Source organism: Henriciella pelagia (genome assembly GCF_002088945.1).
Lineage (GTDB): Bacteria > Pseudomonadota > Alphaproteobacteria > Caulobacterales > Hyphomonadaceae > Henriciella > Henriciella pelagia.
The window spans coordinates 53,140-77,809 of sequence record NZ_NCSU01000016.1; the positions used below are offsets into that span (position 1 = coordinate 53,140).

Annotated in this window: 23 protein-coding genes; 15 read left to right on the forward strand and 8 right to left on the reverse strand. The window is 58.4% G+C overall.

Features of this window, described 5'->3' with window-relative positions:
• Nucleotides 1-11: 11 nt before the first annotated feature.
• The 4 genes from ccoP to ccoN are packed head-to-tail and all read right to left on the reverse strand — an operon-like array spanning nt 12 to nt 3,334.
• Nucleotides 12-899 (reverse strand): cytochrome-c oxidase, cbb3-type subunit III, encoded by an 888-nt coding sequence (ccoP, locus tag B8746_RS16415; protein WP_084394798.1) that lies wholly within the window; start codon nt 897-899, stop codon nt 12-14.
• The gene (locus B8746_RS16420; RefSeq protein ID WP_084394799.1) at nt 892-1,053 is read right to left on the reverse strand and encodes a cbb3-type cytochrome c oxidase subunit 3; all 162 of its coding nucleotides are present in this window, start codon (nt 1,051-1,053) and stop codon (nt 892-894) included. The genes ccoP and B8746_RS16420 overlap by 8 nt, the downstream gene beginning before the upstream one ends.
• Nucleotides 1,054-1,055: 2 nt before the next feature.
• Nucleotides 1,056-1,823, reverse strand: a complete 768-nt coding sequence (ccoO, locus tag B8746_RS16425; protein ID WP_084394800.1) for a cytochrome-c oxidase, cbb3-type subunit II — start codon at nt 1,821-1,823, stop codon at nt 1,056-1,058.
• A gap of 11 nt (nt 1,824-1,834) precedes the next feature.
• Nucleotides 1,835-3,334, reverse strand: a complete 1,500-nt coding sequence (gene ccoN / locus B8746_RS16430) for a cytochrome-c oxidase, cbb3-type subunit I (RefSeq protein ID WP_308421857.1) — start codon at nt 3,332-3,334, stop codon at nt 1,835-1,837.
• 355 nt (nt 3,335-3,689) lie between these two features.
• On the opposite strand from ccoN, the gene B8746_RS16435 reads away from it, so the two are divergent.
• The 4 genes from B8746_RS16435 (at nt 3,690) to B8746_RS16450 (ending at nt 6,507) form a co-directional block, all read left to right on the forward strand.
• Nucleotides 3,690-3,959, forward strand: coding sequence for a hypothetical protein (locus B8746_RS16435; protein WP_084394801.1), 270 nt, complete (start codon nt 3,690-3,692; stop codon nt 3,957-3,959).
• Between the two features lie 54 nt (nt 3,960-4,013).
• A complete protein-coding gene (locus B8746_RS16440; protein WP_084394802.1) occupies nt 4,014-5,177 on the forward strand; it encodes a PAS domain-containing sensor histidine kinase in 1,164 nt (387 codons plus the stop codon).
• On the forward strand, nt 5,174-5,803 hold the full coding sequence (locus B8746_RS16445; RefSeq protein ID WP_084394803.1) for a response regulator transcription factor: 630 nt from the start codon (nt 5,174-5,176) through the stop codon (nt 5,801-5,803). Before B8746_RS16440 ends, B8746_RS16445 begins: the two co-directional genes overlap by 4 nt.
• Nucleotides 5,804-6,291: 488 nt before the next feature.
• Nucleotides 6,292-6,507, forward strand: coding sequence for a hypothetical protein (locus B8746_RS16450; protein ID WP_084394804.1), 216 nt, complete (start codon nt 6,292-6,294; stop codon nt 6,505-6,507).
• Nucleotides 6,508-6,518: 11 nt separating this feature from the next.
• Here B8746_RS16450 and B8746_RS16455 read toward each other — a convergent pair whose 3' ends face one another.
• From B8746_RS16455 to B8746_RS16465, 3 genes are all read right to left on the reverse strand, one after another.
• A complete protein-coding gene (locus tag B8746_RS16455) occupies nt 6,519-6,923 on the reverse strand; it encodes a hypothetical protein (RefSeq protein ID WP_084394805.1) in 405 nt (134 codons plus the stop codon).
• A gap of 183 nt (nt 6,924-7,106) precedes the next feature.
• The gene (locus B8746_RS16460) at nt 7,107-8,699 is read right to left on the reverse strand and encodes a hypothetical protein (RefSeq protein ID WP_084394806.1); all 1,593 of its coding nucleotides are present in this window, start codon (nt 8,697-8,699) and stop codon (nt 7,107-7,109) included.
• A gap of 21 nt (nt 8,700-8,720) precedes the next feature.
• On the reverse strand, nt 8,721-10,199 hold the full coding sequence (locus B8746_RS16465; protein ID WP_084394807.1) for an aspartate aminotransferase family protein: 1,479 nt from the start codon (nt 10,197-10,199) through the stop codon (nt 8,721-8,723).
• A 286-nt stretch (nt 10,200-10,485) separates the two neighbouring features.
• On the opposite strand from B8746_RS16465, the gene B8746_RS16470 reads away from it, so the two are divergent.
• From B8746_RS16470 to B8746_RS16525, 10 genes are all read left to right on the forward strand, one after another.
• On the forward strand, nt 10,486-11,976 hold the full coding sequence (locus B8746_RS16470) for a UbiA family prenyltransferase (RefSeq protein ID WP_198943756.1): 1,491 nt from the start codon (nt 10,486-10,488) through the stop codon (nt 11,974-11,976).
• A 24-nt stretch (nt 11,977-12,000) separates the two neighbouring features.
• The gene (locus B8746_RS16475) at nt 12,001-13,479 is read left to right on the forward strand and encodes a hypothetical protein (RefSeq protein WP_084394808.1); all 1,479 of its coding nucleotides are present in this window, start codon (nt 12,001-12,003) and stop codon (nt 13,477-13,479) included.
• 44 nt (nt 13,480-13,523) lie between these two features.
• The gene (locus B8746_RS16480) at nt 13,524-14,984 is read left to right on the forward strand and encodes a hypothetical protein (RefSeq protein ID WP_084394809.1); all 1,461 of its coding nucleotides are present in this window, start codon (nt 13,524-13,526) and stop codon (nt 14,982-14,984) included.
• Nucleotides 14,981-15,358, forward strand: coding sequence for a DMT family transporter (locus B8746_RS16485; RefSeq protein ID WP_084394810.1), 378 nt, complete (start codon nt 14,981-14,983; stop codon nt 15,356-15,358). The genes B8746_RS16480 and B8746_RS16485 overlap by 4 nt, the downstream gene beginning before the upstream one ends.
• 126 nt (nt 15,359-15,484) lie before the next feature.
• Nucleotides 15,485-16,732, forward strand: a complete 1,248-nt coding sequence (locus B8746_RS16490) for an RHS repeat-associated core domain-containing protein (protein ID WP_084394811.1) — start codon at nt 15,485-15,487, stop codon at nt 16,730-16,732.
• Between the two features lie 5 nt (nt 16,733-16,737).
• Nucleotides 16,738-17,016 (forward strand): hypothetical protein, encoded by a 279-nt coding sequence (locus tag B8746_RS16495; RefSeq protein WP_143434635.1) that lies wholly within the window; start codon nt 16,738-16,740, stop codon nt 17,014-17,016.
• A 334-nt stretch (nt 17,017-17,350) separates the two neighbouring features.
• Nucleotides 17,351-18,154: an RHS repeat-associated core domain-containing protein gene (locus tag B8746_RS16500; RefSeq protein ID WP_084394813.1), complete on the forward strand. Its 804-nt coding sequence runs from the start codon at nt 17,351-17,353 to the stop codon at nt 18,152-18,154.
• Between the two features lie 644 nt (nt 18,155-18,798).
• Complete coding sequence (locus B8746_RS16510; protein WP_084394815.1) at nt 18,799-20,139, forward strand: RHS repeat-associated core domain-containing protein; 1,341 nt, start codon at nt 18,799-18,801, stop codon at nt 20,137-20,139.
• A gap of 615 nt (nt 20,140-20,754) precedes the next feature.
• Entirely contained in the window at nt 20,755-21,468 is a 714-nt protein-coding gene (locus B8746_RS16515; RefSeq protein ID WP_267905936.1) for an RHS repeat-associated core domain-containing protein, read from the forward strand.
• Between the two features lie 744 nt (nt 21,469-22,212).
• The gene (locus B8746_RS16525; RefSeq protein WP_143434636.1) at nt 22,213-22,422 is read left to right on the forward strand and encodes a hypothetical protein; all 210 of its coding nucleotides are present in this window, start codon (nt 22,213-22,215) and stop codon (nt 22,420-22,422) included.
• 224 nt (nt 22,423-22,646) lie between these two features.
• Here the strand turns inward: B8746_RS16525 and B8746_RS16530 are convergent, their stop codons facing one another.
• Nucleotides 22,647-23,822 carry a sensor histidine kinase gene (locus B8746_RS16530; protein ID WP_084394819.1) on the reverse strand — a complete coding sequence of 392 codons (1,176 nt, stop codon included), beginning with the start codon at nt 23,820-23,822 and terminating at the stop codon, nt 22,647-22,649.
• Nucleotides 23,823-23,919: 97 nt separating this feature from the next.
• Between B8746_RS16530 and B8746_RS17020 the strand changes: the two genes are divergently transcribed.
• Nucleotides 23,920-24,669 carry a LytR/AlgR family response regulator transcription factor gene (locus B8746_RS17020; protein ID WP_158084679.1) on the forward strand — a complete coding sequence of 250 codons (750 nt, stop codon included), beginning with the start codon at nt 23,920-23,922 and terminating at the stop codon, nt 24,667-24,669.
• The last annotated feature ends 1 nt before the right edge of the window (nt 24,670 follow it).

Here is a 24,670-nt window from a genome sequence, read left to right on the forward strand (position 1 = left end):
GACGCGGCGCCTTATTCGCCGCCACCAAGCGAGTGGACATAGACCGCCAGCGACTTGATCGTTGCATCGTCGAGGCGACCGCCCCAGGCCGGCATGTGAGCGTTCCGCGCATTGTAGACGGTCGTGTAGATCTCCCTCTCAGAGCCGCCGAACAGCCACTCATGGTCGGTGAGATCTGGCGCGCCGAGCGTGCGATCACCTGTGCCATCAACGCCGTGACAGCTGGCGCATTGCGATGCGAACGTCTCCGCCCCGCGTGCCGCACTTGCCGCATCATGCGCTTCCTTGCCCGCTATCGTCATGACGTGCGCGACCACATCATCGATCTGCGCGCTGGTGAGCAGGCGGTCCTTGCCAAAGGCCGGCATGAGCGAAAATCGCGTGTCGACATCGTCCTCATGCCGGATGCCGTGGCGCAGTGTGTACTCGATGCCATCCAGCGTGCCGTCCCACAGCCAGACATCGTCGGCCAGCGTCGGATAGCCCTTCGCCCCGCGACCACCCGCGCCATGACAGGTCGCGCAATTATCGCCAAAGGCGCTCTCGCCCGCCGCCATCGCAAACTGTTGCAGGGTGCGGTCGGTCTCGATCTCTTCGAGGCTCGCCTCGACAAGCGCCGAGCCAGCCGCCATGCGCTCTGTCCGCAGCTCTGCGATCTGCGCGGCGACAACATCTCGGTCGGAGTGGTTGCTGATCCCCCGCGTATTGGTGCCAAGCCCGGGCAGCGCCGGAATGGCCGGCATCACCACCATGTAGACCAGCGAGATCGCAATGGTGGCGTACCAGATATACAGCCACCAGCGCGGCAGCGGATTGTTCAGCTCCTTGATGCCGTCCCATTCATGGCCGGTGGTTTCGACCCCGGTCGGCTGATCGATATCCTTGGTGTGATCACTCATCTCCGGGCTCCCGGTCTGTAAGGGGAAGATTGGCAGCCTCGTCGAACCGTCTCTGGTTGCGGGGCCACAGCGCATAGGCCAGCACGACAGCGAAGATCGCGACGAAATAGATAAGCCCGCCTGTCTGCGCGAAGCTGGAAAGCATCTCGTACATGGCTATCTCCGGTTCATGAGGTCGCCGGCTTCATAAGTGGAGAAATCCACCAGCGTGCCGGTCATCTGAAGGTAGGCGACGAGTGCATCCATCTCGGTGATGCGGTCAGGGTCCATGTCATAGTCCCGGATCTGGACCGTGCCTTCACGCCCTGCGGCCTCGGTGTATCGGGCCACCAGCGCGTCCTGCTCGTCGAAATAGATGTCCGGATCGACCTGGGCGCGCAGGTCCATCTCCGCGTTCTCGATCATTTCATCGGTATACGGAACACCGACCATGCGCAGCGCCTTGAGGTCATCGCCGATATGATCGAAGTCGAGCTTTTTCTCTGCCAGGAAGGCGTAGGGCGGCATGATCGATTCCGGTACCAGGGCGCGCGGATCGATCAGATGGTCGACATGCCACTCGTCAGAATACTTGCCGCCAACGCGCGCGAGATCCGGCCCGGTCCGTTTCGACCCCCACTGGAACGGGTGGTCATACATCGACTCCGCCGCCAGCGAGTAATGGCCATAGCGTTCCACCTCGTCGCGCAGCGGGCGCACCATCTGCGAGTGGCAGACATAACAACCCTCGCGAATGTAGATGTTGCGGCCTGCCACTTCGAGCGGCGTATAGGGGCGCATCCCCTCAACCTTCTCGATGGTGTTCTCCATGTAGAAGAGCGGCGCCATCTGGATGATCCCGCCAATCGAGACCGTGATCAGGATACCGATGGTGAGCAGGAGCGAGTGACGCTCGAGCACACCGTGATTGTTCATGAGTCCCATCTCACGAGCTCCTATTCGGCAGGTTGGAGGGCAGCAGCGGCGGGCGGATTGCTGGCCGCGGGCGCGCTGTCTGGCTGATTGATCCGCTCATGCCCGAGGGCGGTGCGGACCAGATTGTAGAACATGATCACGGCGCCGGCGAAGTAGAGCAGGCCCCCGGCCATGCGGATGATGTAGCTGATATGCTTGGCTTCGACGGTCTCCACGAAGCTGTATTCGAGGAAGCCGAACTCATTATAGGCGCGCCACATCAGGCCTTCGGTGATCCCGGCGAACCACATCGACACCATGTAGAAGACGATGCCGATGGTCGCGAGCCAGAAATGCCACTCGACGAGTGCGACGGAGTAGAGGCTTTTGCGCTTCCACAGCCACTGGGCGAGACAGTAGAGCGCGCCGAAGGAGATGAAGCCAACCCAGCCGAGCGCGCCAGAATGCACGTGACCGATCCCCCATTCAGTATAGTGGCTGAGCGAGTTCACCGCCCGCACCGACATGAGCGGCCCCTCAAAGGTCGACATGCCATAGAAGGCGAGCGAAACGACCATCATCCGGACGACAGGGTCGGTGCGCAGCTTGTCCCAGGCGCCTGACAGGGTCATCACGCCATTGATCATCCCGCCCCAGCTCGGCATCCACAGCATGATCGAGAAGGTCATGCCGAGGGTCTGCGCCCATTGTGGCAACGCGGTGTAGTGAAGGTGGTGCGGGCCGGCCCAGATATAGATGAAGATCAGCGACCAGAAGTGCACGATGGAGAGCCGGTAGGAATAGACCGGCCGGTTCACCCGTTTCGGGATGAAGTAATACATGATGGCGAGGAAGCCGGTCGTCAGGAAGAAGCCGACGGCATTGTGGCCATACCACCACTGCGTCAGCGCATCCTGCACGCCCGAGAAGAGCTGGTAGCTCTTCGACGAAGCGAGGTTCACCGGCAGCGAAAGATTGTTGACGATGTGCAGCATCGCAATTGTCACGATGAAGGACAGATAGAACCAGTTAGCCACATAGATGTGCGGCTCTTTCCGCTTCCAGAGCGTGCCCAGGAAAACGAGCAGATAGGCGACCCAGACAATGGTCAGCCAGAGATCGGCATACCATTCAGGCTCGGCATATTCCTTCGACTGGGTGATCCCCATCAGATAGCCGGTGCCGGCAATCAGGATGAAGAGCTGGTACCCCCAATAGACAAACCAGGGGAGCATGCCGCCAAACAGTCGCGCCCGCGTGGTGCGCTGGACAACGTAGAAACTGGTCGCCAGCAGCACGTTCCCACCGAACGCAAAGATCACCGCTGAGGTGTGCAGCGGACGCAGGCGTCCGAAATTCGTCCAGCCCCATTCCTCGAAATAGAAGAGGTTCGGCCAGGTCAGCTGGCAGGCGATGAGAATGCCGACCAGGAAGCCGGCGATCGCCCAGAACATGGAGGCGAATACGCCCATCTTGACCAGCGTGTCTTCGTATTTCGTCTCATCGAACGGATCGCGCGTGCCGAGCTTGCCAGCCCACATTCCCGTCGCGACGAGCCAGACAATCGTTGCCGCCAGGAACATCAGGGCATGCACGCCCATCATCCGGTCAGTCGCGTTCGCCGCGATGTAGAGAGACAGGATGGCGAACAGGCCGACAATGCCTGAAACAATCCATGTACTCTGATCGGCTCCGCCTCTTTTGAGTGCGAGACTGCTCACGTTTCAGATCCCCTCTTCTCTCGCCGTTGCAACAGCCATCCGGCTGGGCACGCGGCCCCTCAGATCGATGAGGGGAGGAATATTTGAGTGCGCCGCGGCGCTGAATACGGGGTCTTACGTATGGGCCAGCCTGTCGCACTGTGGCTTACATCCGGCATATCCAGAGGAGATTCACATGTACCGACTGGCTGTTTTCGCGACTGGACTGGCCATTGCCGCCCTCGCCCTGCCGACCGTTCTGGAGCACCATGCGCACGCCGAGCTGCTGCAATCGACCTGGTGCCTGTCCGGTGGCCGGGATGCACCGGCTGCCGCCCTGTTCAGCTGGCACTGCCCGGCCTGCCCTGCCCTTGTCGCAGGTCTTGCCCTGATGGCGCTCGGCCCATTCGTGAATGTCCTTCCACGCCTGCGCGCGCCGGCCCGCGACAGGGCTTCGCAGTCTTGATTACCTTATTGACCTTCCTGCGCTGCATGCTCCAATCCTCCCAATCGGGAATGGATGGAGCGCGCGCTGACGCAACGGGACCAGATATTCGACATGGCGGAGATGGACATTGATGCCCTCCACCAGCACTTCCGCTCGATCCTTCGATCGGTGCCGGATGCCATGGTCGTCATCAATGATGTCGGCCTCATCACCGCGTTCAGCGAGGCTTCCGAGAAGCTGTTCGGCTATGACGCTGCTGACGTGCTTGGCAAGAATGTCAGCCTGCTTATGGGTCCGGCCGACAGGGACGATCACGACCAGTACATCGCCCACTATCTCAAGACCCACCGCGCCAAGATCATCGGTATCGGCCGCACCGTCACCGCGCGGCGCAAGGACGGCACGCTGTTTCCCATCGATCTCAAGATCGGCGAAGCGAAGATTGGCGATCATTACCTGTTCACGGCTTTCATGAGGGACCTGACCGAGCAGCGGCGAAACGAATCGCGGATGAAGGCCCTGCAGGCCGAGCTCGTGCATTTCTCGCGGCTGAGCTCGGTCGGTACGATGGCTTCGGCGCTCGCACATGAGCTCAACCAGCCGCTCACCGTCGTCACCAATTACCTCGAAGCTGCCCGCGACCTGCTCGACACGCCGGATGCCGAATCCATGGCGATGGTGCAGGAGGCACTGGACGAGGCGGCCAAACAGTCTGTGCGCGCCGGCCAGATCGTCCGCAAGCTGCGCGATTACGTCTCCCGCGGCGAGGTCGAGAAGCGGCCTGTGCCGCTCGTTCCGCTGCTCGGTGATGCCGTCGCACTCGTCCAGACGGAGATGAGCCTCACCACGTCCGAGATCGATGTGCGCGTCACCGAAGACATTGCCGACGTCATGGTCGACCCGATCCAGATCCAGCAGGTCGTCATCAATATCGTCCGCAACGCCTTCGAAGCCATGGCCGGGCAGGAGAAACCGCGCGTCTCGATACAGGCAGCGCCCGCAAGCGGCGGTCTTGTCATGGTCGCGATTGAGGATAACGGCCCCGGTCTCGACCGCGAGATCGCCGAACATTTGTTCAAGCCGCTCGCCAGCTCCAAGGCGACAGGCATGGGCCTCGGCCTCTCCATCTGCAAGACAATCATCGAGGCCCATGGCGGGACCATCGAGGCGATGCCTGCAGGCGCGACCGGCACCCGCTTTGTTTTCACGCTGGAACGTGCTGAAACCGCTGCATGAGCGAATCTGAGAAACCTCTCGTCCACCTCGTCGATGATGATGAGGCGATCCGTCATTCGGCGAGCTTCATGCTGCGCCTCGCAGGCTACCGGGTGCAGACCCACAAGGACGGCGTCGCCTTCCTGGCAGACCTCGCCACGCTCGAACAGGGCGCGATCCTGCTCGACGTACAGATGCCGCACATGAACGGTCTCGCCGTCCAGAAAGAGCTCAATGCGCGCGGCTGCGAAATGCCCGTCGTCGTGTTGACCGGCCATGGCGATGTGTCGGTTGCTGTTCAGGCCATGAAGTCCGGCGCCGTGAACTTCGTCGAAAAGCCTTATGAAAAGCAGGTCCTGCTCGACGCCCTGTCGGAAGCCTTCAGCCAGCTCGACAGCGCGGCGCGCGTCGCGCTGCACAAGGCTGAAGCGGAAAAGCGCCTGGCGAAGCTCTCTCCGCGCGAAATGGATGTTCTCAAGGGCCTCGTCGACGGCCTGACCAACAAGGCCATTGCCAACACGCTCGACATCTCTCCGCGCACAGTGGAAATTCACCGCGCCAACCTGATGGAAAAACTGGCCGTCAACAGCCTCTCCGCCGCCCTCCGCATCGCTTTCGCTGCGGAAGTGTCATCCGAGAGCGATTAGCGCCGACATTTGATTTCAGCTCGTCGACGCAGACGCGCGGACCTCAAGCCTGCCCACGGCGGACCAAGGATCGGGGAAATTGCAAGCCTTCCCTATGGCACGCGTGCAGGAGAAAGCTGAATCGGATACGGTTGGCACTCTCAAGCGCGCCCCCATTCGACCTGGTCGACAACGCGAATTCTGGAACATTTCGTCCAGTCGGTGGCCGCGATTATCTCCATGCCAGCCGACGGTCCCGCCAGAACGCCATAGCCGGTTGTCCCGTCTCGAACCTGCCGGTCTCCGTCGTCTGAGGTTTGAAGCCGGCACGCTCTTCGCGCCGCTCTCCGGCCTTGCGGGCGAAGGGGATTTCCTTGGTGTCGGCGTCACGAAGTCCTATCGCGAGCTTCAGCCAACGCGCGTCCTTCGGCCGCTCGGCCAGCGCTCCTTCGAGCTGAACCGCGCCAGCGAAGTAACCGTGCTCGTCGACGGCCAGGTCGTGTCCCGCTTTGACGCGCCTGCCGGGCCCGGCAACCTATGCCATTCCCTATTCGGCCTTCATCAATGGTCGGCCAATCTCAACCGAAGGGACGCAGGAAGTCCTGCTCGACAGCCAGAGGTCGGGCAACAGTTTAGGGTCGGTCAGCTTGCGGCTCGGCGACATTGGTACGCCGGTTGCCGGCGAATATGCCGACATTCTGACGCTCAGTTTTACAACGGACTGAGGCGGCCAGGATTAGCTCGGCACGACGTCGACGGTGAGGCTGTCGAGCTCTGCAAGCGTGTTGTTGAAGTCCACGTCAATGATCTGGAAATCCGGGCTGGTGGGGTTCAGTTCCACGGCATCGGAAAAGACCGTGACAGTCGCCCCAGCATTCTGCCCCGGGCGGGCAGCAGACAGGTAAAGCCCCGGCACGCCGTCAAACTCGATGCGAAATCCGGGAGCGTTGCAATTGGTTGCGACGGTGACGACCGATCCGGCGGCATGCTCGACCCGCGTGACCTGCGCGACAACGCAATTCAGGGGCACCGAACCGGCGACACTGATCTCCATGTCGCCCTGCGCCGACGCGAGTCCGGTTGCGGAAAGACCCAAAAGGCCGGTGCAGATCGCCTGCAAGGCAAATCGATGACTCTTCATGCAGCCCTCCATACGGCCCCAAAAATTGAGAAGCCGTTACTCCCCTAGCGTGCAATTTTGACGATTACACTTCCTTTTACGAGAGTTGACGGACGAAAAAGTGTGGAAGACTCGCAGAGAATGGGCGTCTGCGGCCATTTCGCTGGCGTTTTCCCTCGCCGATCAGCGAGGATATTGTCGGGCTCAGGCAGCCTGCGCGTTTCGCGCCGCCGCCAGCGACGCACGCGCCACGCGATCAGCATTTGCCATGATTGAAAAGCTGATGGTGGAGCTGGGAATGGTCGGAAAACTCGCCGGATCGACAATGTGCACGCGCTTCAGTCCGCTTGGGCGCCCCAGTGCGTCGCTGGAATAGACAGGATGCTCCCCACCCATCGGGAAGCTGCCGCCCGCGTGAAAGCTGCGACCGGGCGGTACGAGCGACAGCCCCAGGGGCGGCGCGATACCAAAGGGCAACATCGAATGACGAACAAGCGCCTGCATCTTTCTCGCAACACGGATGGCGTTCGGGTTCTGTCGCCCCCGGACGATGATGTCGTCATGCGCGGGGCCGGACGACGCGATCTCGATATCAACGCTTCCGGAATCGTCGGAATGAAGATAGCCTTGGAACACATAGAAGCGCTTGAATAGCGGCGACAAGGGCACCAGCCCACGCGACTCCTCCCGCAGCATTTTCACAAAGATGGGATTTAGCCCGTAGACCTGCATATGCTGCTTGTGCGGACTGATCTTGTCATTGCTCACCTCAAGGAAGGCCTCGGCGAGCGTGTACTCGATCTGCTCCAGTTTCCGCCCGGCATAGGATAACAGCGGAAAGAAATAGTATTGTGTATCGAGCGTGCGAATGCGTTCGCCGATCCGGTTCAGCGAACGCGCGATCATCCGCGTCGTGCCGACATGACCGAGGCCGAGGAAAAGCCGCCGCGCCCGCCACGTCCGGACCGCGCCGCTGCGCACATCTATGGCCGTGACGTTTACGCAGTCGGCCATTTCCTTGAATTCGAGTGCATAGAAGCCACGATGAAACCGCTCGCTTGCCACGCCGGCCTCAAACCCCGGAATGGACGACCAGGCCTGTCCCGGATTGAAGATGGCCCCATAGGCGCAACCATCCAGGCATCTCCCGCAATACCGGCATCCTGTCTCTCCCTGTGACACGTTCACCGCCACACGGGCCCGGCCAAATGTCGCGCCGCGTCTGGCCAGCGCGCTCCTGCGCCGCTCGAACGCGCCGAGCAATGTTTCCGTCTGCTGCGAACGCTTCAGTGCGGACGGGTCATCCGTGTACAGCGGATATGTCTCGGCGAGAGTGTCGTGTTCAGCGCTGATCGGCGCATAGTCGAGCACATTGCGGTAAGAACGCGCCATTTCCTCCGGCGAAACCGGCCACCTTGCAATTTCCGAGGCATCATAGGGCAGCATCGCGCTGCCCCAGACATTGCCGAAGCCACCCAGCGCATGCGAAAATTCAGTCTCGCAATCCTCCGTGCGGACCGAAAACGGCTTGGGGATGCGATAGGGAAAGGTTGAACCGAACAGGGTTCGCCGCTTCACCCCGCGTGTGGAGGCCTCAGGCGGCGGAAACAGGCGTTCGGTCGTCTGCGCATCCCATTGCGCAGGCGGCGTCCTGGCAAGACCGGCCACATCTTCGGCAATCTCCGACTCCAGGTCGTAGGCGACGTCAATGACTTCGAAGTCGGCCCCTTCACGGCTTAAAGCCTGTGCAGCGGCGTAAGCGGCGAAGCTGGACCCAATGATGAGGTTTTCAATCACAGCCCCGCTCCGCCCGGAGGCTTAGTCATGGGCGAAGACTTGCTTGATGTTTTTCGCCACAAACTTCACCGTTGAATCGGCGAGTCCACGCTCGAAAATCTGGTCGAGGGCATCGAGCAGAAGGTCAATCTGCCTCTCTTCGATGATCAGGGGCGGGATGAAGTGAAGAATGTCCCGCGCGCCTGGCTGAAAGTGTACCAGGATGTTGTGATGCTCGAACAATTCCCGCGTGACGCCACCCAGCAGGACTGTTTCATAGGATTTGAACAGCGGGTTGCTGGAGATGTCGACGAGCTTGGAGACCGTGTCGCGACCAAAATTGAGACGGATGGCCTGGAACAGGCCCTTCCCCATCACCTCCACGATCGTTTTTGGATGCTTTTCCTGCAGGCGCAGCAGCCCGTTGCGCATATAGTCGCCCATGGCGGCCGCATTCTCGATCAGGCCCTCGTCCTGCAGGACGTTCAGCGTCTCGATGGCGACGGCGCAGCTTTCGCCCATGCCGCCAAAACCTGATGTGTGAAGCGTGCAGGTGGCCTTGCTGCCATAGGCCTTTTCCCAGAGCTTGCGGGAGGTGACCATGGCACCGATCTCGCGTTTGCCGCCGCCAAGTGTCTTGGCGAGCGTGGTCACGTCCGGCACGACATCTTCGTGCTGGAACGCGCAGAACTTGCCGGTTCGGCCCATGCCGGTCTTCACTTCGTCAAAGAAGGACAGGATGTCGTTCTCGCGGCAGAACCTGGCGACCTCTGTCAGGTACCCTTCCGGAGCAACCTCGCAGGCCTCGCCGCGAATGGGTTCGACCATGATTGCGATGATATTGTTACGCTTGCCGTCGCTTTCGGCTTGAACAGCAGCCCTGAGCGCGTCCATGTCGCCAAACGGCACTGCGATGACATTCTCTTTTGGCACACCCATGAGAAAACCGTTCTGGAACGTGTGCGCTGTGGTCACCGAAAGCGGGCCATGTGTCTTGCCGTGGAACGCGCCTTCCATGCAGATGAATTTCGTCTTGCCCTTCGGCGTCTGGATACGCTCGCAGAGCTTCATTGCCGCCTCGACGGCTTCCGACCCGGAAACAGCGAGATATGCCATGTCGAGCGGCTCAGGCAGGTACTGCACGATATTATAGGCCAGCGCGCCCTGCAGCTTGTGCGGCGCGAGCTTGTTCATGTCGATCACATTGCGGTCATGGCACATGCGCTCGGCTGCGATGATGCGCGGATGGTTATGCCCTAGCCCGAGAATGCCGATCCCCGCCGAAAAATCGGTCAGCGTGCGACCGTCCTTCAGGTAGATCTCGCACCCTTTCGCCGAAACGATGTCCATCTCGCTATAGCCGAGGATCTTCCAGATCTGCAGCAGGTACTTGTTCAGGTGCCGCTCGAACAGCCCGTTCGCCTCGGCATGATCCAGCTCGAGACTTTCCTCGAGTGAAAGCAGAGGTATTCTGTTGGTCGCGCGCGACCGAATTTCTGTTACTGACGAATTTTGGGACATTGTCTCCCCACAAAAAATCCACCGAGCCAAATGCAAGGACTGTGCTCAGGCGCTTGGTCCCCACACGCCTGAGCAGTCATATTATTATCGCAGCATGTGCATAAGAACCGAAATCATTTTCTCGAAGTATTTCAACTTGCAATTTCTTCCCAGATGGGAAAATGGCTGACGAACGATTCTTACCCAATTTATAGTCCCTCGACATTCAGCTTGTGCGGCAGAAGCATTGCGTTATCGTAATATTAAATCGACTTCGGTGGGGGCCGATCGACAATTGGGAGAAGTCATGGACTCTGGGACGATGGTTCGGGCGGACGGCGCAGTCGAGCCGTACGCTACACCTGACAAGGTTCCGCTGATCGTGGACCTCGACGGCACTCTGATGCGGTCGGATATCCTCGTTGAAACAGCCTTCGAACTTCTGGGCCGCAAGCCCTATCTCGTTTTCACCCTGTTTTTTGTCCTTCTTTCAAAGGGCAAAGCCGGACTGAAGAGCTTCATCGCAGCCAGGTCGGACATCGATATCCCACACCTGCCTTACACTGAAGAAGTGGTGTCGATCATCGAACAGGCCCGCGCCGAAGGCCGGCCGGTCTATCTCGCTTCGGCATCGCACGAAAAATATGTAAGCGCTGTTGCCGACCATCTCGGCACCTTTACCGGCTGGTTCGCGACCAATGAAGAAACGAACCTGTCTGGCTCGAGGAAGCGCAAGCTCCTGGTCGACCAGTTTGGCCGAGACGGTTTTGACTATATCGGCAATGAGGCGATCGACCTTAAAGTCTGGTCGGACGCACGCAGGGCCATTGCCGTCAACGCACCCTCCAGCGTCAAGGCGAAGTTGAAAAGGAGCGGCAAGGAGTTCGATTGCGTCGACAACATGCCGCCGCGCCTGAAGACATGGCTCAAGATGCTGCGCGTCCACCAATGGGCGAAAAACGGACTGATCTTCGTGCCCTTGCTGAGCTCGCAGAGCTTTGACGCGCAGTCGATCCTGTTCGCGCTCGGGGCCTTCGCCACCTTCTCCCTCACCGCATCGTCCATCTATATTGTCAACGATGCCGTCGATATTGATGCGGACCGCCAGCACCCGACCAAGAAAAAGCGGCCGCTCGCCGCCGGCACCCTGCCGATCCTTTCGGCTGTGACCGCTGTCCCAGTCATGCTGGCAATTGCCCTTGTCGGTGCCTGGTTCATCAATCCGGTCTTCTTCGCCGTCATGGTCGGTTACCTCATGCTGACCACCGCCTACACATTCTACCTGAAGCGCAAGCTGCTTGTCGACGTGGTGGCCCTGGCTGGCCTCTACACCATCCGCGTGGTCGCAGGCGCTGCCGCGATCTCGACGGTCGTATCGGAATGGCTCCTCGCCTTTTCGGTTTTTGTCTTCGCCAGCCTCGCCCTGATCAAGCGCTATACCGAACTGGCCAATCGCTTCGACGCCAACCTTCCGGACCCGACCAACCGGAACTATCGCAAGACGGATCTGCCCATCATTGCCACGCTGGCCGCCGCATCTGGCTTCAACGCCGTGACCGTTTTCGCGCTTTACGCCTCCGATGACTCTGTCCGCGCGGTCTATGAACACCCGCAATTCCTGCTGCTGATCTGCCCGCTATTGCTCTACTGGCTTGGGCGCGCCCTGATGCTGGCACACCGGCGCAACATGCATGATGACCCCATCGTGTTTGCCCTCAAGGATCGCAATTCCCGCCTGACCATACTCGCCGCCGGCGCGGTCATGCTTGCGGCCATTGCCGATATTCCCTTCGTCTAGGTCCCAGACAGGTCGAGTGAAACAATGCTGAGCGCCCTCCGGTCCCGCTACGACAAGACATTCGATGCATCGATCGGCAGGCTCTGGATTGCCAGGCTGTGGGATCGCTTCGACCGGGACGCCTTGTCGACGCGCCCGATGCTGGTGCGGACTGACGTCCTCATCGCGCTCTGTTTCGCTGTGGTCGGCAGCGCAGTGTCAGTCTGGGCCTTTTCGCAGACCAATCGTGTCCCCGAACTGCACACCATGTTCAATCTCTGGATTCACGCCGACTCCGCGCGCGTGGCAGAGAATATTGTCACGACAGGCGGCGATCATGGCCGCACATCCGTCCATCCGCTCTTCTCAATCCTGACCTATCCATTCGGCGCCCTGCTGACCGCGCTGGGCCTCGCCCCGCTGACCGCTGCCAAGACGCTCGTCGTCATCGTCATGGGGGCGACCACCGCCATGTTCAGTCTTACGACACGGCTTGTCGGTCTGCCACGATTTGTCAGCGCCGCCTTCACCCTGCTGTTCACCGCCACGGCGAGCTTTCTCTACTGGAGCGGGGTCGTGGAGACCTTTCCCTTCTCCTGCTTCGCTGTTGTCACCTCTCTTTTCATGATGCTGCGCGTAAACACTCCCCATTGGGGATGGTGGGTCCTGGTCAACGTTCTCACCATCGGCGTCCTGATCACCAACTGGGTCATCGCCCTCGTCGCAATGGCCGTGCGCCTGAAGCTTAAGCCATTCATCGCCATCGCCGTCTCCTCCTTCGCGCTCGTCATCGTGCTGGCCGTCATCCAGAATCTCTGTTTCGAAAAAGCTGCCCTCTTCTTCAATCCACATACGCTGACGCGCGAAGCCGCCTACTTCCAGACCAATATGGCCGCCGAAGGCACCTATGAGCAGGGCTGGCAACCGGCCGCCAATCTGCGCAGCATGTATGTGACTACCGTGGTCGCCATGCCCGTCGAGGTTCAGCAACAAACCCATATGCGGCTTGCGACCACCAACCAGAACACCGCATTCCGGGAAGGCGAAATCATTCCCGTGATTGCCGTCATTTCCTGGGTCGTGCTGTTCGGTATGGGGGTCTGGGGCGCAATCCTGCGCAGCAGCCTTCGTCTGCCCGTGATCGGGGCGGCGCTGATGCTGACCGCCCAGACCATTCTCCACCTCATCTATGGGGAAGTGACCTTCCTCTACAGCCTGAGCTTCATGCCGCTGATCATCCTGTTTGCGAGCATGTCGTGGTTTGCGCCGTATCGATATGTCGGACTGGGCCTGGTCGTCCTCGTCATCGCCTTTGGCGGCCTCAACAATGTCCGCCGCCTGCAGGAAACCGTGAGCATCGGCGATTGCCTCTCGGACATCGACTTTGTGCGCCAGGGCCAGACCTGGGACCTCATCCGGGACGCCAAACCGCCTGAAACATCCGACTACCAGACCCTGGACTTCGACACGGAAAACCTCTGTCAGCCAGGCTCAACTCCAGACGAAGTGGGCGTCCAGCCATGAACGGCAACGCCCTGCCCCCAATTCAAGCGTGGAATCGTGACACCATGATCAGTGCGGTTCAGAACCGGTACGACAAACTATTCGATGCGACATTCGGCAGGCTCGGTATTGCCGGGCTCTGGGACCGTTTCGACAGGACCATCCTGTCGTCGAGGCAGATGCTGGTGCGCACCGACATTGTCTTCGCCCTCCTCCTCGGCCTGGCCGGTATGCTCGCCTCGATCTGGGCCTTCTCGCAGACCGGCCGGGTGCCGGAGCTGCATACCATCGCCGACCTCTGGATGACGGCAGATGCGCCGCGCTATGCCGAAAACATGGTGACGACGACCGACACGACGCACCACCGCACATCGGTCCATCCGCTCTTCTCCATCCTGCTCTTTCCATTCGGAACCTTGCTGACGGCGCTCGGGGCGGACAGTCTGATGGCGGCGAAGGTCCTGGTCGTGGCCGCAATGGCGGCCAATGTGACGATGTTCAGCCTGACCATCCGCCTGCTTGGCCTGCCGCGCCCACTGGTCGGCATCTTCAGCCTCCTCTTCATCGCGTCTTCGGCCTTCATGCACTGGAGCGGTATCGTCGAGAGCTACCCTTTCTCCTGCCTCTCCATACTGGTCGCACTGTTCATGATGTTCCGCGTGAACAAGGCGCACTGGGGCTGGTGGGTCCTCGTCAACGTACTGACGCTCGGCATTCTCATTACCAACTGGATTTTCGCGCTCATTGCCATGGCGGTGCGACTGAACCTGAAGCAGTTTGTCGCCATCACCGTCTCATCCTTCGCGCTGGTGGTCTGCCTGGCCGTGATCCAGAACGCAATTTTCGAGAAGGCCGTCCTGTTCTTCAATCCCCACACGCTGACCCGCGAGACACAGTACTTCCAGACCTCGCTGGCAGCTGAAGGCCTCTACCATGAAGGCTGGCGCCCGTCCGCGAACCTGCGAAGCATCTATGTCACCACTGTGGTCGGCATGCCCGCCTATGTGGTGCCAGAGAAATTCCAGCGGATCACGACCAGCAACCAGAATTCCACCTTCCCGGAAGGAGAGATCGCGCCGCCCATCGCCGCGGCGGCCTGGGTCCTGCTCTTCCTGATGGGGGTCTGGGGCGCGGTCCGGCGAAAGGAGATGCACCTTCCCATGATCGGCATTTCACTGATGCTCCTCTTCCAGAGCGCACTGCATGCGATCTATGGCGAGGTCACATCTCTCTACGCCCTGAACTTCCTCCCGCTCGTCGTGATTGTTGCGGCGTGCGCCTGGTTTGCCCCCCTGCGGCAGGCCTCAGTGGCGCTCGCCTGCACCGTGATTGTGTTCGGTGGCATGAATAATGAACGGCGCTTGCAGCAATATACTGACCTCGCCGGCTGCATGGCCGATATCGAACTGGTTCAGCGGCTACAGACATGGGAAATCGCGAAGGATGAATTCCTTCTCGAGCCCGAAGAATATGAAGCCCTGAAAGTGGACCTCCACGGCCTCTGCAACACAAAGACACCCTCATGAGCCTTCTGCACCTATTGATGATCGTTTCGAGCGTCGCGCTCTCAGCAACGGCCCAGATCCTGCTGAAGACCGGCATGATCTCCAGTGGTGTGAAGACGGCGATCGAATCGGGAAAGCCGATGTCCATACTGACAGTGATTGCCACGACACCCAGCATCCTGCTCGGCTTTGCGTCCTTTGGCCTGAGTGTCGGCATATGGCTGCTCGTGCTCGCCCGCACGCCGCTGTCGGTCGCCTATCCCTTCGTATCGCTCGGCATTGGCATCACGGTGATCGCAGGCCTCACAATCTTTGGCGAGAGTGTAACCCCCCAGGGCGCCATCGGCGTCGGCCTCATCATCCTCGGCATCCTGTGCGTCGCCTCACAGGGCTGATGACCAGCCCCAGGGCCCGAACCGCCCGGAAATTGCACCCGTCCACACACCGGACACAGGGGCGCAGATGGGAGCGCCAGGACCGCTGCCACGCCGTACAGGAACGGGCATAGCTTTTTCCAGTCGTTGAATGCCCGTCAGCTGGCCTATGACACCGCGAAAAACCGTGTCAGCCAGGTCACCGACTCTGCGGGTGGCGGCACGCAGGCCTGGACCTATGATGCACGCGGCAATGTCACGGATAACGGCCCCAACGCGTTCACCTATGACACGGCCAACCAGCCGACCTCCATTACGGCGACAGGCCTCAGCGAAGCCCATACCTATGACGGCAATCTGAAGCGCGTCAAAACCGTCCGCAATGGTGAGACGACCTATTGGGTCTACTCCGTGCTCACCGGCACGCCGCTTGTCCAGGATGAGGTGACCGCCGGTGACATCACCCATTACCTCTCCGGCGGCGGGCTGACGCTTCGCCTGCTGAATGGCACGGCGCATCGCTATACCCACCTTGATCATCAGGGCACGCCGCTGGCGCAGACCTGGTACACGGGTCTGCTGGCATGGCGTGAGCACTATACGCCCTATGGCGAGAAGACGATGCGCCACGCCTCCAACGATAATGACATCGGCTATACCGGCCATGTCCAGGACGACCTGTCCGGCCTCACCTATATGCAGGCCCGTTATTACGACCCGGTCGCCGCCCGCTTCCTCTCAACCGACCCCATCGGCTATCAGGACCAGTTCAATCTCTACGCCTATGTCGGCAATGATCCGGTGAATATGACGGACCCGACGGGGATGTGTTCAGAGGAAAATTCAGGTTCCGGAATACTATGTGGGTTCGAAGATTGGTTGACGTCGAAGATCGAACCAATGGTCGAAGGTGCGATGGAGTCGGCTGGCGTCGATGTAGTACCCGAAGGTCAAAGGGACCCGAATGGGGTTTACGGTCATGAGGCCGATCCAAATACACCTATAGAAGAAGCATCAGCGATCGCTGGCCGAGTGGCTGAAGCAGGTGCCGAGCGGATGAATCCGCTTGGTGCAATTAAGCCAATAAAGAAAGCTATTGATGATATTCCTGCTTCGACACCCGTTGGCCGCAGAGGAAGTCCAATGGATGTAACGCCAGGGACAAATGCACCTGGAAGCGTTGGCGGTCGAGATTATTCAGGGCATGCATTCGATCAAATGCAGGGTCGTGGGATACCTCCATCGGCGGTAGAAAACGCAATTGGTACGGGTGCCCGTTCAGCAGGAAGAACCCCGGGAACTTCCGTTTTTCGGGATGGAACCAATGGTGTGAGTGTCGTTGTTGACGATGCATCAGGTCGTGTAGTTACAGTCATCACAACTGGTAGGCAGTAGTAAGTATGAACCCTGTATTCGAACAAATGCGAAATACGTCGAAGGCCTTCCGGGGCGATCAAGGCACGCTTCAAAGTGTTGTTTTTGCGTTAGATGCTCTGCGAATGAACAGCGATTTGCCGATTGAAAAGCTTGATGACTTTTACTTTATGCTCGAAGAAATTAACGCCGTGTGTTTGGATCAGAAGCGTCAGTTGTCCACGAGCGAAACCGAGGAAATTTTTAGCATTCTTAAAGAGGTTGAAGCACTTATGAAGGCCTCAGATGATGGATTGGCCTGTTAGGCAAGATAAAGCGAGTTTCCCCTGCGGGGCGAAATCGCAGCTAAAACATTGTAAATACGATCTTTTATATGGCGCCAATTTGGCGCCCTTGGCTGTAAACTCGGCCTAAAATGGCACCAGCCCTTACGGGCCTTCTTCACCTTCGTTTGATCCACACGATCAATTGATCACTGCGGGAGCAGCCGCGAAGATGGCTATTCCGCCCTCACTGGAAGGCTGGTCTATAAGGAATGGGCCGGCGGCAGCATCAGCCATTTACTCGCTAGAGGCGGTGCGCCGCTGAAAATCAAAGGTGGGGCTGCGGAGTCCTCCCATTTCGGCAAGCAGAAAGACGATGCGCCACGCCTCCAACGATAATGATATCGGCTATACCGGCCACGTCCAGGACGACCTCTCCGGCCTCACCTATATGCAGGCCCGCTATTACGACCCGGTCGCCGCCCGCTTCCTCTCAACCGACCCCATCGGCTATCAGGACCAGTTCAATCTGTATGCGTATGTCGGCAATGATCCGGTGAATAGTATCGATCCGACGGGGGAGTGGGGGATATTTGGTGCAGCCTATGGAGCTGTAGCTGGTGCTGTTGGGGGCTATGTATCAACAGGCACTCTGAAAGGTACCGTTGCTGGAGCAGTTGCTGGCGGCGTAGTTGGATTTGTGGCTCCGCAAGCTTCTGGTTATGCTGGGGCTGCTCTCGCTGTAACTACTGCCGGCACAGCTTCAGTCGCCGGTCAATTAACAGGGCAAGTCACTGAAAACGTAGCTGTTGGTGATCCTGCCCTTGCAAATCTTTCAATTGATCTACCTGCTACCGCCTTATCTGCCGCTACCGGGCCAACTGGAGGAACTCTAAACGCAAGCGCGCAAACGACTGTAGCTCCCATTCGCGGTGCTGTGGTCGGGTCTACTAAAGGAAGCGGGCAATTAAACTCAACACCGGGAAAACTAGTTGGGGCAGTCTTGGAAGGTAGTGTTGCTGGTGCTGGAGAACTCGCTGGTGATACGCTAGGCGGGGGTATCGAAAGTGCTGCTGCAGGAGCGAACTCGCGGGTTCCAACCAATTTAACTTTAACTGATGATCAGGGTAACTGGTCTCCTCAGCTTCAGACTAATGACGAACTTGAGCGAAACAAGTAGGTGCGAGCGTAAGATGAACTATATATCTCTTGCGACATTCCACATAATATCTGGAGCATTAATACTTGCGATATTGAGTTTAAGAAGTCTAGTAGTTGCCGCGAACCAGAATGGGAGCATTGGTGATTGGTCATTACACCTGATAACCATTATTATGGCACTCACCATGTTCGCAGGTTTTGTAGCGCACACGCAGATGTTTCAAACTGCTATAGGCTCAGTGAATAATGAGTGGTTGCAGTTTCTGTTCATCCTTTCACCCTGGCTTTGGTTTGGACTTATTGCGCTAGTTTTTAGGTTCAAATTTGAAAAATGATTCTATCGGTGTGGGGGAATAGTTGAGCGTCACTTGGTAGATAACTTTACAGCTTATTGCAAGATAAAGCGAAGTTCGCCCTTCAGGCGAATTCGCGGCTAACGCCTTGCAAATACGATCTTTACTGTGGTTCCAAAATGGCGCCCCCGGTCTCAAACTGGCACCAAGCAGGCCCCTTTTAGCCCCCCTTAAAATCGCCCATTTTAAACGGCCCCTGCCGGGGCTCTCTCCGCCTTCATTAAATCCCCCCGGATCAAATGATCGCTGCGCAACCGGCTGCGAAGGGGTCTACTCCGCGCTCACCGGCACGCCGCTTGTCCAGGATGAGGTGACCGCCGGTGACATCACCCATTACCTCTCCGGCGGCGGGCTGACGCTTCGCCTGCTGAATGGCACGGCGCATCGCTATACCCACCTTGATCATCAGGGCACGCCGCTGGCGCAGACCTGGTACACGGGTCTGCTGGCATGGCGTGAGCACTATACGCCCTATGGCGAGAAGACGATGCGCCACGCCTCCAACGATAATGACATCGGCTATACCGGCCATGTGCAGGACGACCTGTCCGGCCTGACCTATATGCAGGCGCGCTATTACGACCCGGTCGCCGCCCGCTTCCTCTCAACCGACCCCATCGGCTATCAGGACCAGTTCAACCTCTACGCTTATGTCGGCAATGATCCGGTGAATAAGGTCGATCCGACGGGGGAGCAGGCGGCACCATTCTTTTCAACAGATGAAGCGCTGTCTCAACAGTCAATGTTACGCGGCGGAGCTTCGCCACAAGAAGCGCTTGCGCGCTCTCAAACAATGAACGCCGCGAGCACCAAAGCAGCCTGGGGAATGGCCGGAGCGGCAGCAACGGCCGCGCTTCCGGGCCCTGAGGATGTAGCCGTGGGTGCGCTTGTCGCGACCAAAGCGGGGCAAGCTATTGGAAAGGCAGCCAGCGCAGTAGGCAAGGCCTTGAAACCGTGTGGTTGCTTCGTAGCCGGAACATTGGTCGATACGGAAGATGGCGTCCGACCGATTGAGGAAATCGAAATTGGCGATCTGGTTGTCGCGCGTGATCCAGACACAGGCGAGACGTCCCTCAAGCCGGTCATCGAACTGATACGCCTGAACAATCGAGACATTTGGGAGATCGAATTCGCCGTAGCCGACGGCGTTATTCAGACCTTCCAAACGACAGACGATCACCCTTGGTGGAACGAAGAATTAGGTTGGCTTCGAACAGATCAGCTTGAGCCTGCAACCATGATTGAAACATTCGACGAGGACCGGGCCCAAGTCATTTCGATAAACCCGACTGGTCAAATAAGCCCCACCTTCAATTTGGAAGTCGACGACTTCCACACGTACTTTGTTGGTACAGAACAACTCTGGGTGCATAACGGGCCTTGCAACAGATTTTATCGAGGAAAAGATCGGAGAGACGCGATTGAGCATCACAGGACAGCAGACGGAGGTCTCGAATGCGCCTATTGCAAAAAAGGTTTGACTGAAGAACCAGGGCAAGCCAGCACCGTCACAGTAGACCACAGGGACCCGTTTGACGGAGGTAATACCACCCTCGGCAATTCCGAATTGGCATGTAAATCATGTAATTCGTCGAAATCAAACAAGGAACTGGGAACGGAATGGACACCGCCGAAGGACCGAATCGAGTAGTTTTTTTTGGCTATTCATTCCAGCCTAACAAGGCATGCTTGGTATGCGAGCATGTTTTCTCTGGTAAACGACCAGTTCGTATTATTGCCCATGATTTGGACGGATGGATTCAATTTCTTTGTGGAGATGAAGCACACGACCCCAAATGCTCAAAAGTCGTCGCTCTTGAGGAAGTATTACGCCGCCATCCGATTGATTCGAAAGACAAAGTCTTGAATCCTGGTTGCTTCGCTGAACTTTCCAACAGTCTCAATTGGGTTATCTACGAAATGTAACCTGAGTGAGGCGGCACGTTACGAAGCACAGCCTCCTCCGTGCTTAGAATGTGCTTCCTATTGAATGGCAACATCAAAAAGCGTTACTAGTTCACGCAACGACGAAATGGCCTGTTGGGACTACTCCTAGTTCTATGGGCTGCCCGTGCTCATTGAGCGGAGCATCTGTTTACAACGCTGCCGAGGAATCGATGAGCACTGGCAACCAAGTGCTGCCGCCCACAAATAAAGCAATTCAAGTATATTGTGAGTCTTGTTAGGGACAATATGGGCGTCCTCACCTCACGGAAGCATTTCACGCCCTATGGCGAAAAGATAGCGGGCCCGGCCTGCAACGCGGATAGTACGGGCCCGCGCTGAACGCTCTGGCCTCACCTATATGCAGGCCCGCTATTACGACCCGGTCGCCGCCCGCTTCCTCTCAACCGACCCCATCGGCTATCAGGATCAGTTCAACCTTTACGCCTATGTCGGGAATGATCCGGTGAACAAGGTCGATCCGACGGGGGAAGATGGTTACGCACTATCGGGAGAAATTGACACTCCAGCGGGCAAGGCTGAGGTATCTGCGGGTGTAAACTTAACTGGTGAAAACAAAGGTTTGTTTATTGGATTGCAGATAGGAACACCTTTGGGCGGAACCAGCGCAGGTGCTCCAACTACAGCTTCAAGAGCAGGTGCATCTACAGAAGTTTCAGGCGAAGCATTTCAGACCGATAACTTGGATAATCGCTTCGGTGCTGGCTTGAGCAGCAGCATAAACGTACCGTTGACGCCGACGCTGGCAGGCGTGGGGACAGAGAGTTCATCTAATCAAGAAGGCACCTACACCGAATTGGAAGCAAGTGTTTCTGAAGGCGCAGCCTTTTCGGCCCATGCCACCCAATCCTCAGGACTATCTCTAACTGGGAATGCTGTTGGATTGAGGTTAGCCGCTCACGGCCCTGACGGATCAGTAAGTCAGCGGCTAGACACGACATCGCCAGCGGCTAGAGCTATACAGAACGTGAATAGATTGTCATACGAACTTACAGGAAAGATGCTGATTAAGTGACCCGATTGTTGAGGCTCAAATCAACGAAAGGCGTTAGTAGCTTTCCCGATGAAGTGTGGGCCAAGGTTCTCGCATCCAGTTCAGAGAATTATGGTAGCCCGAATGTTGCAACAATCTCACATCGAAAAATCACTGATGATCTAATCCAAATAGTCGATTCAAAAAATGGATCGGCTCACTGGAGCTCAGGAGTTTGGTTGGTAAAAAAATCCGGCGAAATGTACGTCGCACCTCAATTGCTTTCAGCAATATTAATAGTTGCGGGCACGCTGTTGGTCATCTTTTTCTTTGCGCTATCGGCAATGTACAGGAAACTCGACAACGCTGTATTTGTTTTACCGGTGCTCATCATCGTCTTGATGTCCGCTATAAGTGTTTATTTCACGCCGTCCCCTCGGCGATCTCAAGTCGTGCATTACCTGAACTCAATACGGAGCTTCAATAGTTGAGCCTATTGTTACCAGATATCTAAATTTGTAGACCCATTAACACGCTGGCCTGCCCCCGCCGGGGCCTTCTCCGCCTTCATTTGATCCCCCGGATCAATTCATTCGGCTGATGTCAATCCACCTTCGAAGGAGTCTACTCATCGCTCCTCGGAACGCCCGTGATCAGGGATGACCGCGCCATCAATGAGTGGGCCATCTCCTACAGTGTCGGCGGGGCCTCGGTGCGCCTGGTCTATTCGGTTCCGCATTACACGCATAATGATGCGCAGGGTCTATGGGCGTCATCGCGGACAATATGAGTGTTCTCACCTCCCGGAAGTTTTTCACGCCCTATGGCGAAAAGATCGCGGGCCCGGCCTGCAACGCGGATAATACGGGCCCGCCCACCGCACCCTTCTGTACCTCTACCCAACTCACCGGTCCAGCTGATCCGTCTGACGCCGGACCGCCCGCGACGGCCCGGCCACGTCCAGGCGTTGAGCGCGACCGCCATGCGTTCGAGTGAGCGCATGCTGAATCCTCGTTCCTCGATGAAACTAGGCTCACTGATGCGGTCGGAGATGAGGGAGTGATGGATGTCAGACCGGACGTCGCTGCGCCCTTCCCTCACCCGTAAAGGCATTGGAGTCCCAGCCCCAAGGCGAGCTTGCGGACAGGTTGAAACCATGCAGATTACAGGACTTCAGGATCGGCCGGTGAAACAGCGTCCGCCGCCCCGTAAGACACCGCTCAGCGCGCGGCCGGCACGCGTCCTTCTGCCGGCACGCGGATCTCGACCCTGTATCCCTTCGGCTGGACGGGCCCATGCGTGAATCGGAACGCTTCGCCATAGGCCGATTTCAGGCGCTCTTCGACATTGAGCAGGCCGATGCCGCGCGTCGCATCCTCTTCCGCCGCTTTTCTGGCCGACACGCCCGGCCCGTCATCGCTGATCGTGATCGCAAGCTCGCCGTCTTTCACGGTCGCATCAAGGCTGATCGTGGTCGGCTCGCTCGTCCGGCTGACGGCAAATTTCACGCTGTTCTCGAAAAGGGGCTGCAGCAACAGGCTGGGGATCGCCGCCGTCTTCGCCGCCTCCTCGACATGCACGCGGGTGTGCAGCCGCTCGCCAAAGCGCACTTTCTCGATGCTGAGATAGAGGTCGAGCGTCTCAAGCTCATCGGCGAGCGTGTGCTGCATCTCGTCGGAATGATCGAGCGTGACGCGCAGATAGTCGCCAATCCGCGCGAGCATGTCTGTCGCGCCGGCCGAGTCACCCTTGCGCACCTGCCAGGAGACAGAGTTCAGCGCATTGAACAGGAAATGCGGATTGAGCTGGTATTTCAGCATTCGAAGCTGCGCATCGCGAAACAGCTTCTCCGCCTCCAGCCGACGCAGCGTCTCCCTCTGCGCAACTTCATTGGCCTTCAGCGCGGTGTTCTGCGCCTCGACCGCCAGCTGATGCTCACGGATCCAGTGACGGTAATATTTCAGCGCATAATAGCAGAAGGTCCACGCCCCGAAGACGATGACAGAGGCAAACCACCAGCCGCCCCAGTCAGCCAGCGGAATGGGCTCACCCGTCATCCAGGTGAAGAGGTAGAGGCGCAGCAGCGTCCATACGAGCGAGGCGATGAGCACGCACGCACCATTGACCAGGATGCGTGGCACGAGCGACCAGGTCCATGTGCCCGACGCCACGAGGCGCAACGGGTGGCTGACGAATATGCCGAGGATCGACTGCAGGATGGTGTGCAGCACGGGCGTCCACTGGCCCGGATTGTACCAGATGGTCAGGCTGAGATAGCTGAGCAGTGCCATGGCCGACCAGCCGGCAATCTGGAACAGCCAGTATTGGCGGGCATTCGGCTGCATGCCGAGGCCAAGGGTCTTGAACATCCCGTCGGGAGCGTCGATAGCAGTCATGGGCACAGTGACATGCAAAATGCAGTCTCATTCAACAGTTTGTTTGCTTAAACAGCGCTCTGATTGCCCGGACAAGGTGAGGAAAGCGGAAATCCGCATGCTGAGAACAATTGTCTGTGACGATGAACGGCCCGCGCTGGAGCTGATGGAAAGCATATTGCGCGACACTGAAGGGGTGCAGATGGTTGGCGCCTATCAGTCGGTTCGCAAGGCCATTGACCGCATCAATGCGGGCGGCATTGATCTCGCCTTCCTGGACATCGAGATGCCGGACCTCAATGGCATGGAGGCGACCGATGCCATCAGGGTCGATCCCAAACCCCTGATCGTCTTTGCCACCGCCCATCCCGAATATGCCGTCGAGGCCTTCGGTCTCGACGCGATTGATTACATCCTGAAGCCGATCGATCCGCACCGGGTCGCAAAGGCCGTGGAGAAGGCAGACCGGCTGCACCGCCTCATCGCCAATAGCGAAGCCGACAGCGATCTTGTGCAAGACACGCCGGAGGCCGACGAGCCGACAATGCTGCGCATCAAGGATGCCGGCCGCTATTATTTCATCCCGCGCGAGGACGTGATCTGGATCGAGGCGGCGGGCGACTATTCCCTGCTTCATACCGGCGAGAAGGAAGCGGCCGTCCGACGGGCCATCAAAGTGCTGGAGGACGAACTGCCCGGCGACCAGTTCGTCCGTGTGCACCGCTCAGCCATCATTTCCCGGGCGCATATCCGCGAGATCCGCATGCTGCAGAAGGGCGAGGCCCAGATCATCCTCACCGGCGATGTCACGGTCCGTACCAGCCGCAGCTACAAGGACGTGATCCAGACGCTGATTGACGAGCGCTAGC

Coding starts and splice junctions, on each gene's coding strand:
- B8746_RS16465 (WP_084394807.1), bottom strand. CDS start 10,199: ATGTCCCAAAATTCGTCAGTAACAGAAATTCGGTCGCGCGCGACCAAC.
- B8746_RS16455 (WP_084394805.1), bottom strand. CDS start 6,923: ATGAAGAGTCATCGATTTGCCTTGCAGGCGATCTGCACCGGCCTTTTG.
- B8746_RS16445 (WP_084394803.1), top strand. CDS start 5,174: ATGAGCGAATCTGAGAAACCTCTCGTCCACCTCGTCGATGATGATGAG.
- B8746_RS16435 (WP_084394801.1), top strand. CDS start 3,690: ATGTACCGACTGGCTGTTTTCGCGACTGGACTGGCCATTGCCGCCCTC.
- B8746_RS16525 (WP_143434636.1), top strand. CDS start 22,213: ATGAGTGTTCTCACCTCCCGGAAGTTTTTCACGCCCTATGGCGAAAAG.
- B8746_RS16530 (WP_084394819.1), bottom strand. CDS start 23,822: ATGACTGCTATCGACGCTCCCGACGGGATGTTCAAGACCCTTGGCCTC.
- B8746_RS17020 (WP_158084679.1), top strand. CDS start 23,920: ATGCTGAGAACAATTGTCTGTGACGATGAACGGCCCGCGCTGGAGCTG.
- B8746_RS16480 (WP_084394809.1), top strand. CDS start 13,524: ATGATCAGTGCGGTTCAGAACCGGTACGACAAACTATTCGATGCGACA.
- B8746_RS16475 (WP_084394808.1), top strand. CDS start 12,001: ATGCTGAGCGCCCTCCGGTCCCGCTACGACAAGACATTCGATGCATCG.
- B8746_RS16420 (WP_084394799.1), bottom strand. CDS start 1,053: ATGTACGAGATGCTTTCCAGCTTCGCGCAGACAGGCGGGCTTATCTAT.
- ccoP (WP_084394798.1), bottom strand. CDS start 899: ATGAGTGATCACACCAAGGATATCGATCAGCCGACCGGGGTCGAAACC.
- B8746_RS16495 (WP_143434635.1), top strand. CDS start 16,738: ATGAACCCTGTATTCGAACAAATGCGAAATACGTCGAAGGCCTTCCGG.
- B8746_RS16485 (WP_084394810.1), top strand. CDS start 14,981: ATGAGCCTTCTGCACCTATTGATGATCGTTTCGAGCGTCGCGCTCTCA.
- ccoO (WP_084394800.1), bottom strand. CDS start 1,823: ATGGGACTCATGAACAATCACGGTGTGCTCGAGCGTCACTCGCTCCTG.
- B8746_RS16470 (WP_198943756.1), top strand. CDS start 10,486: ATGGACTCTGGGACGATGGTTCGGGCGGACGGCGCAGTCGAGCCGTAC.
- B8746_RS16440 (WP_084394802.1), top strand. CDS start 4,014: ATGGAGCGCGCGCTGACGCAACGGGACCAGATATTCGACATGGCGGAG.
- ccoN (WP_308421857.1), bottom strand. CDS start 3,334: ATGTGGGCTGGCAAGCTCGGCACGCGCGATCCGTTCGATGAGACGAAA.
- B8746_RS16500 (WP_084394813.1), top strand. CDS start 17,351: ATGCGCCACGCCTCCAACGATAATGATATCGGCTATACCGGCCACGTC.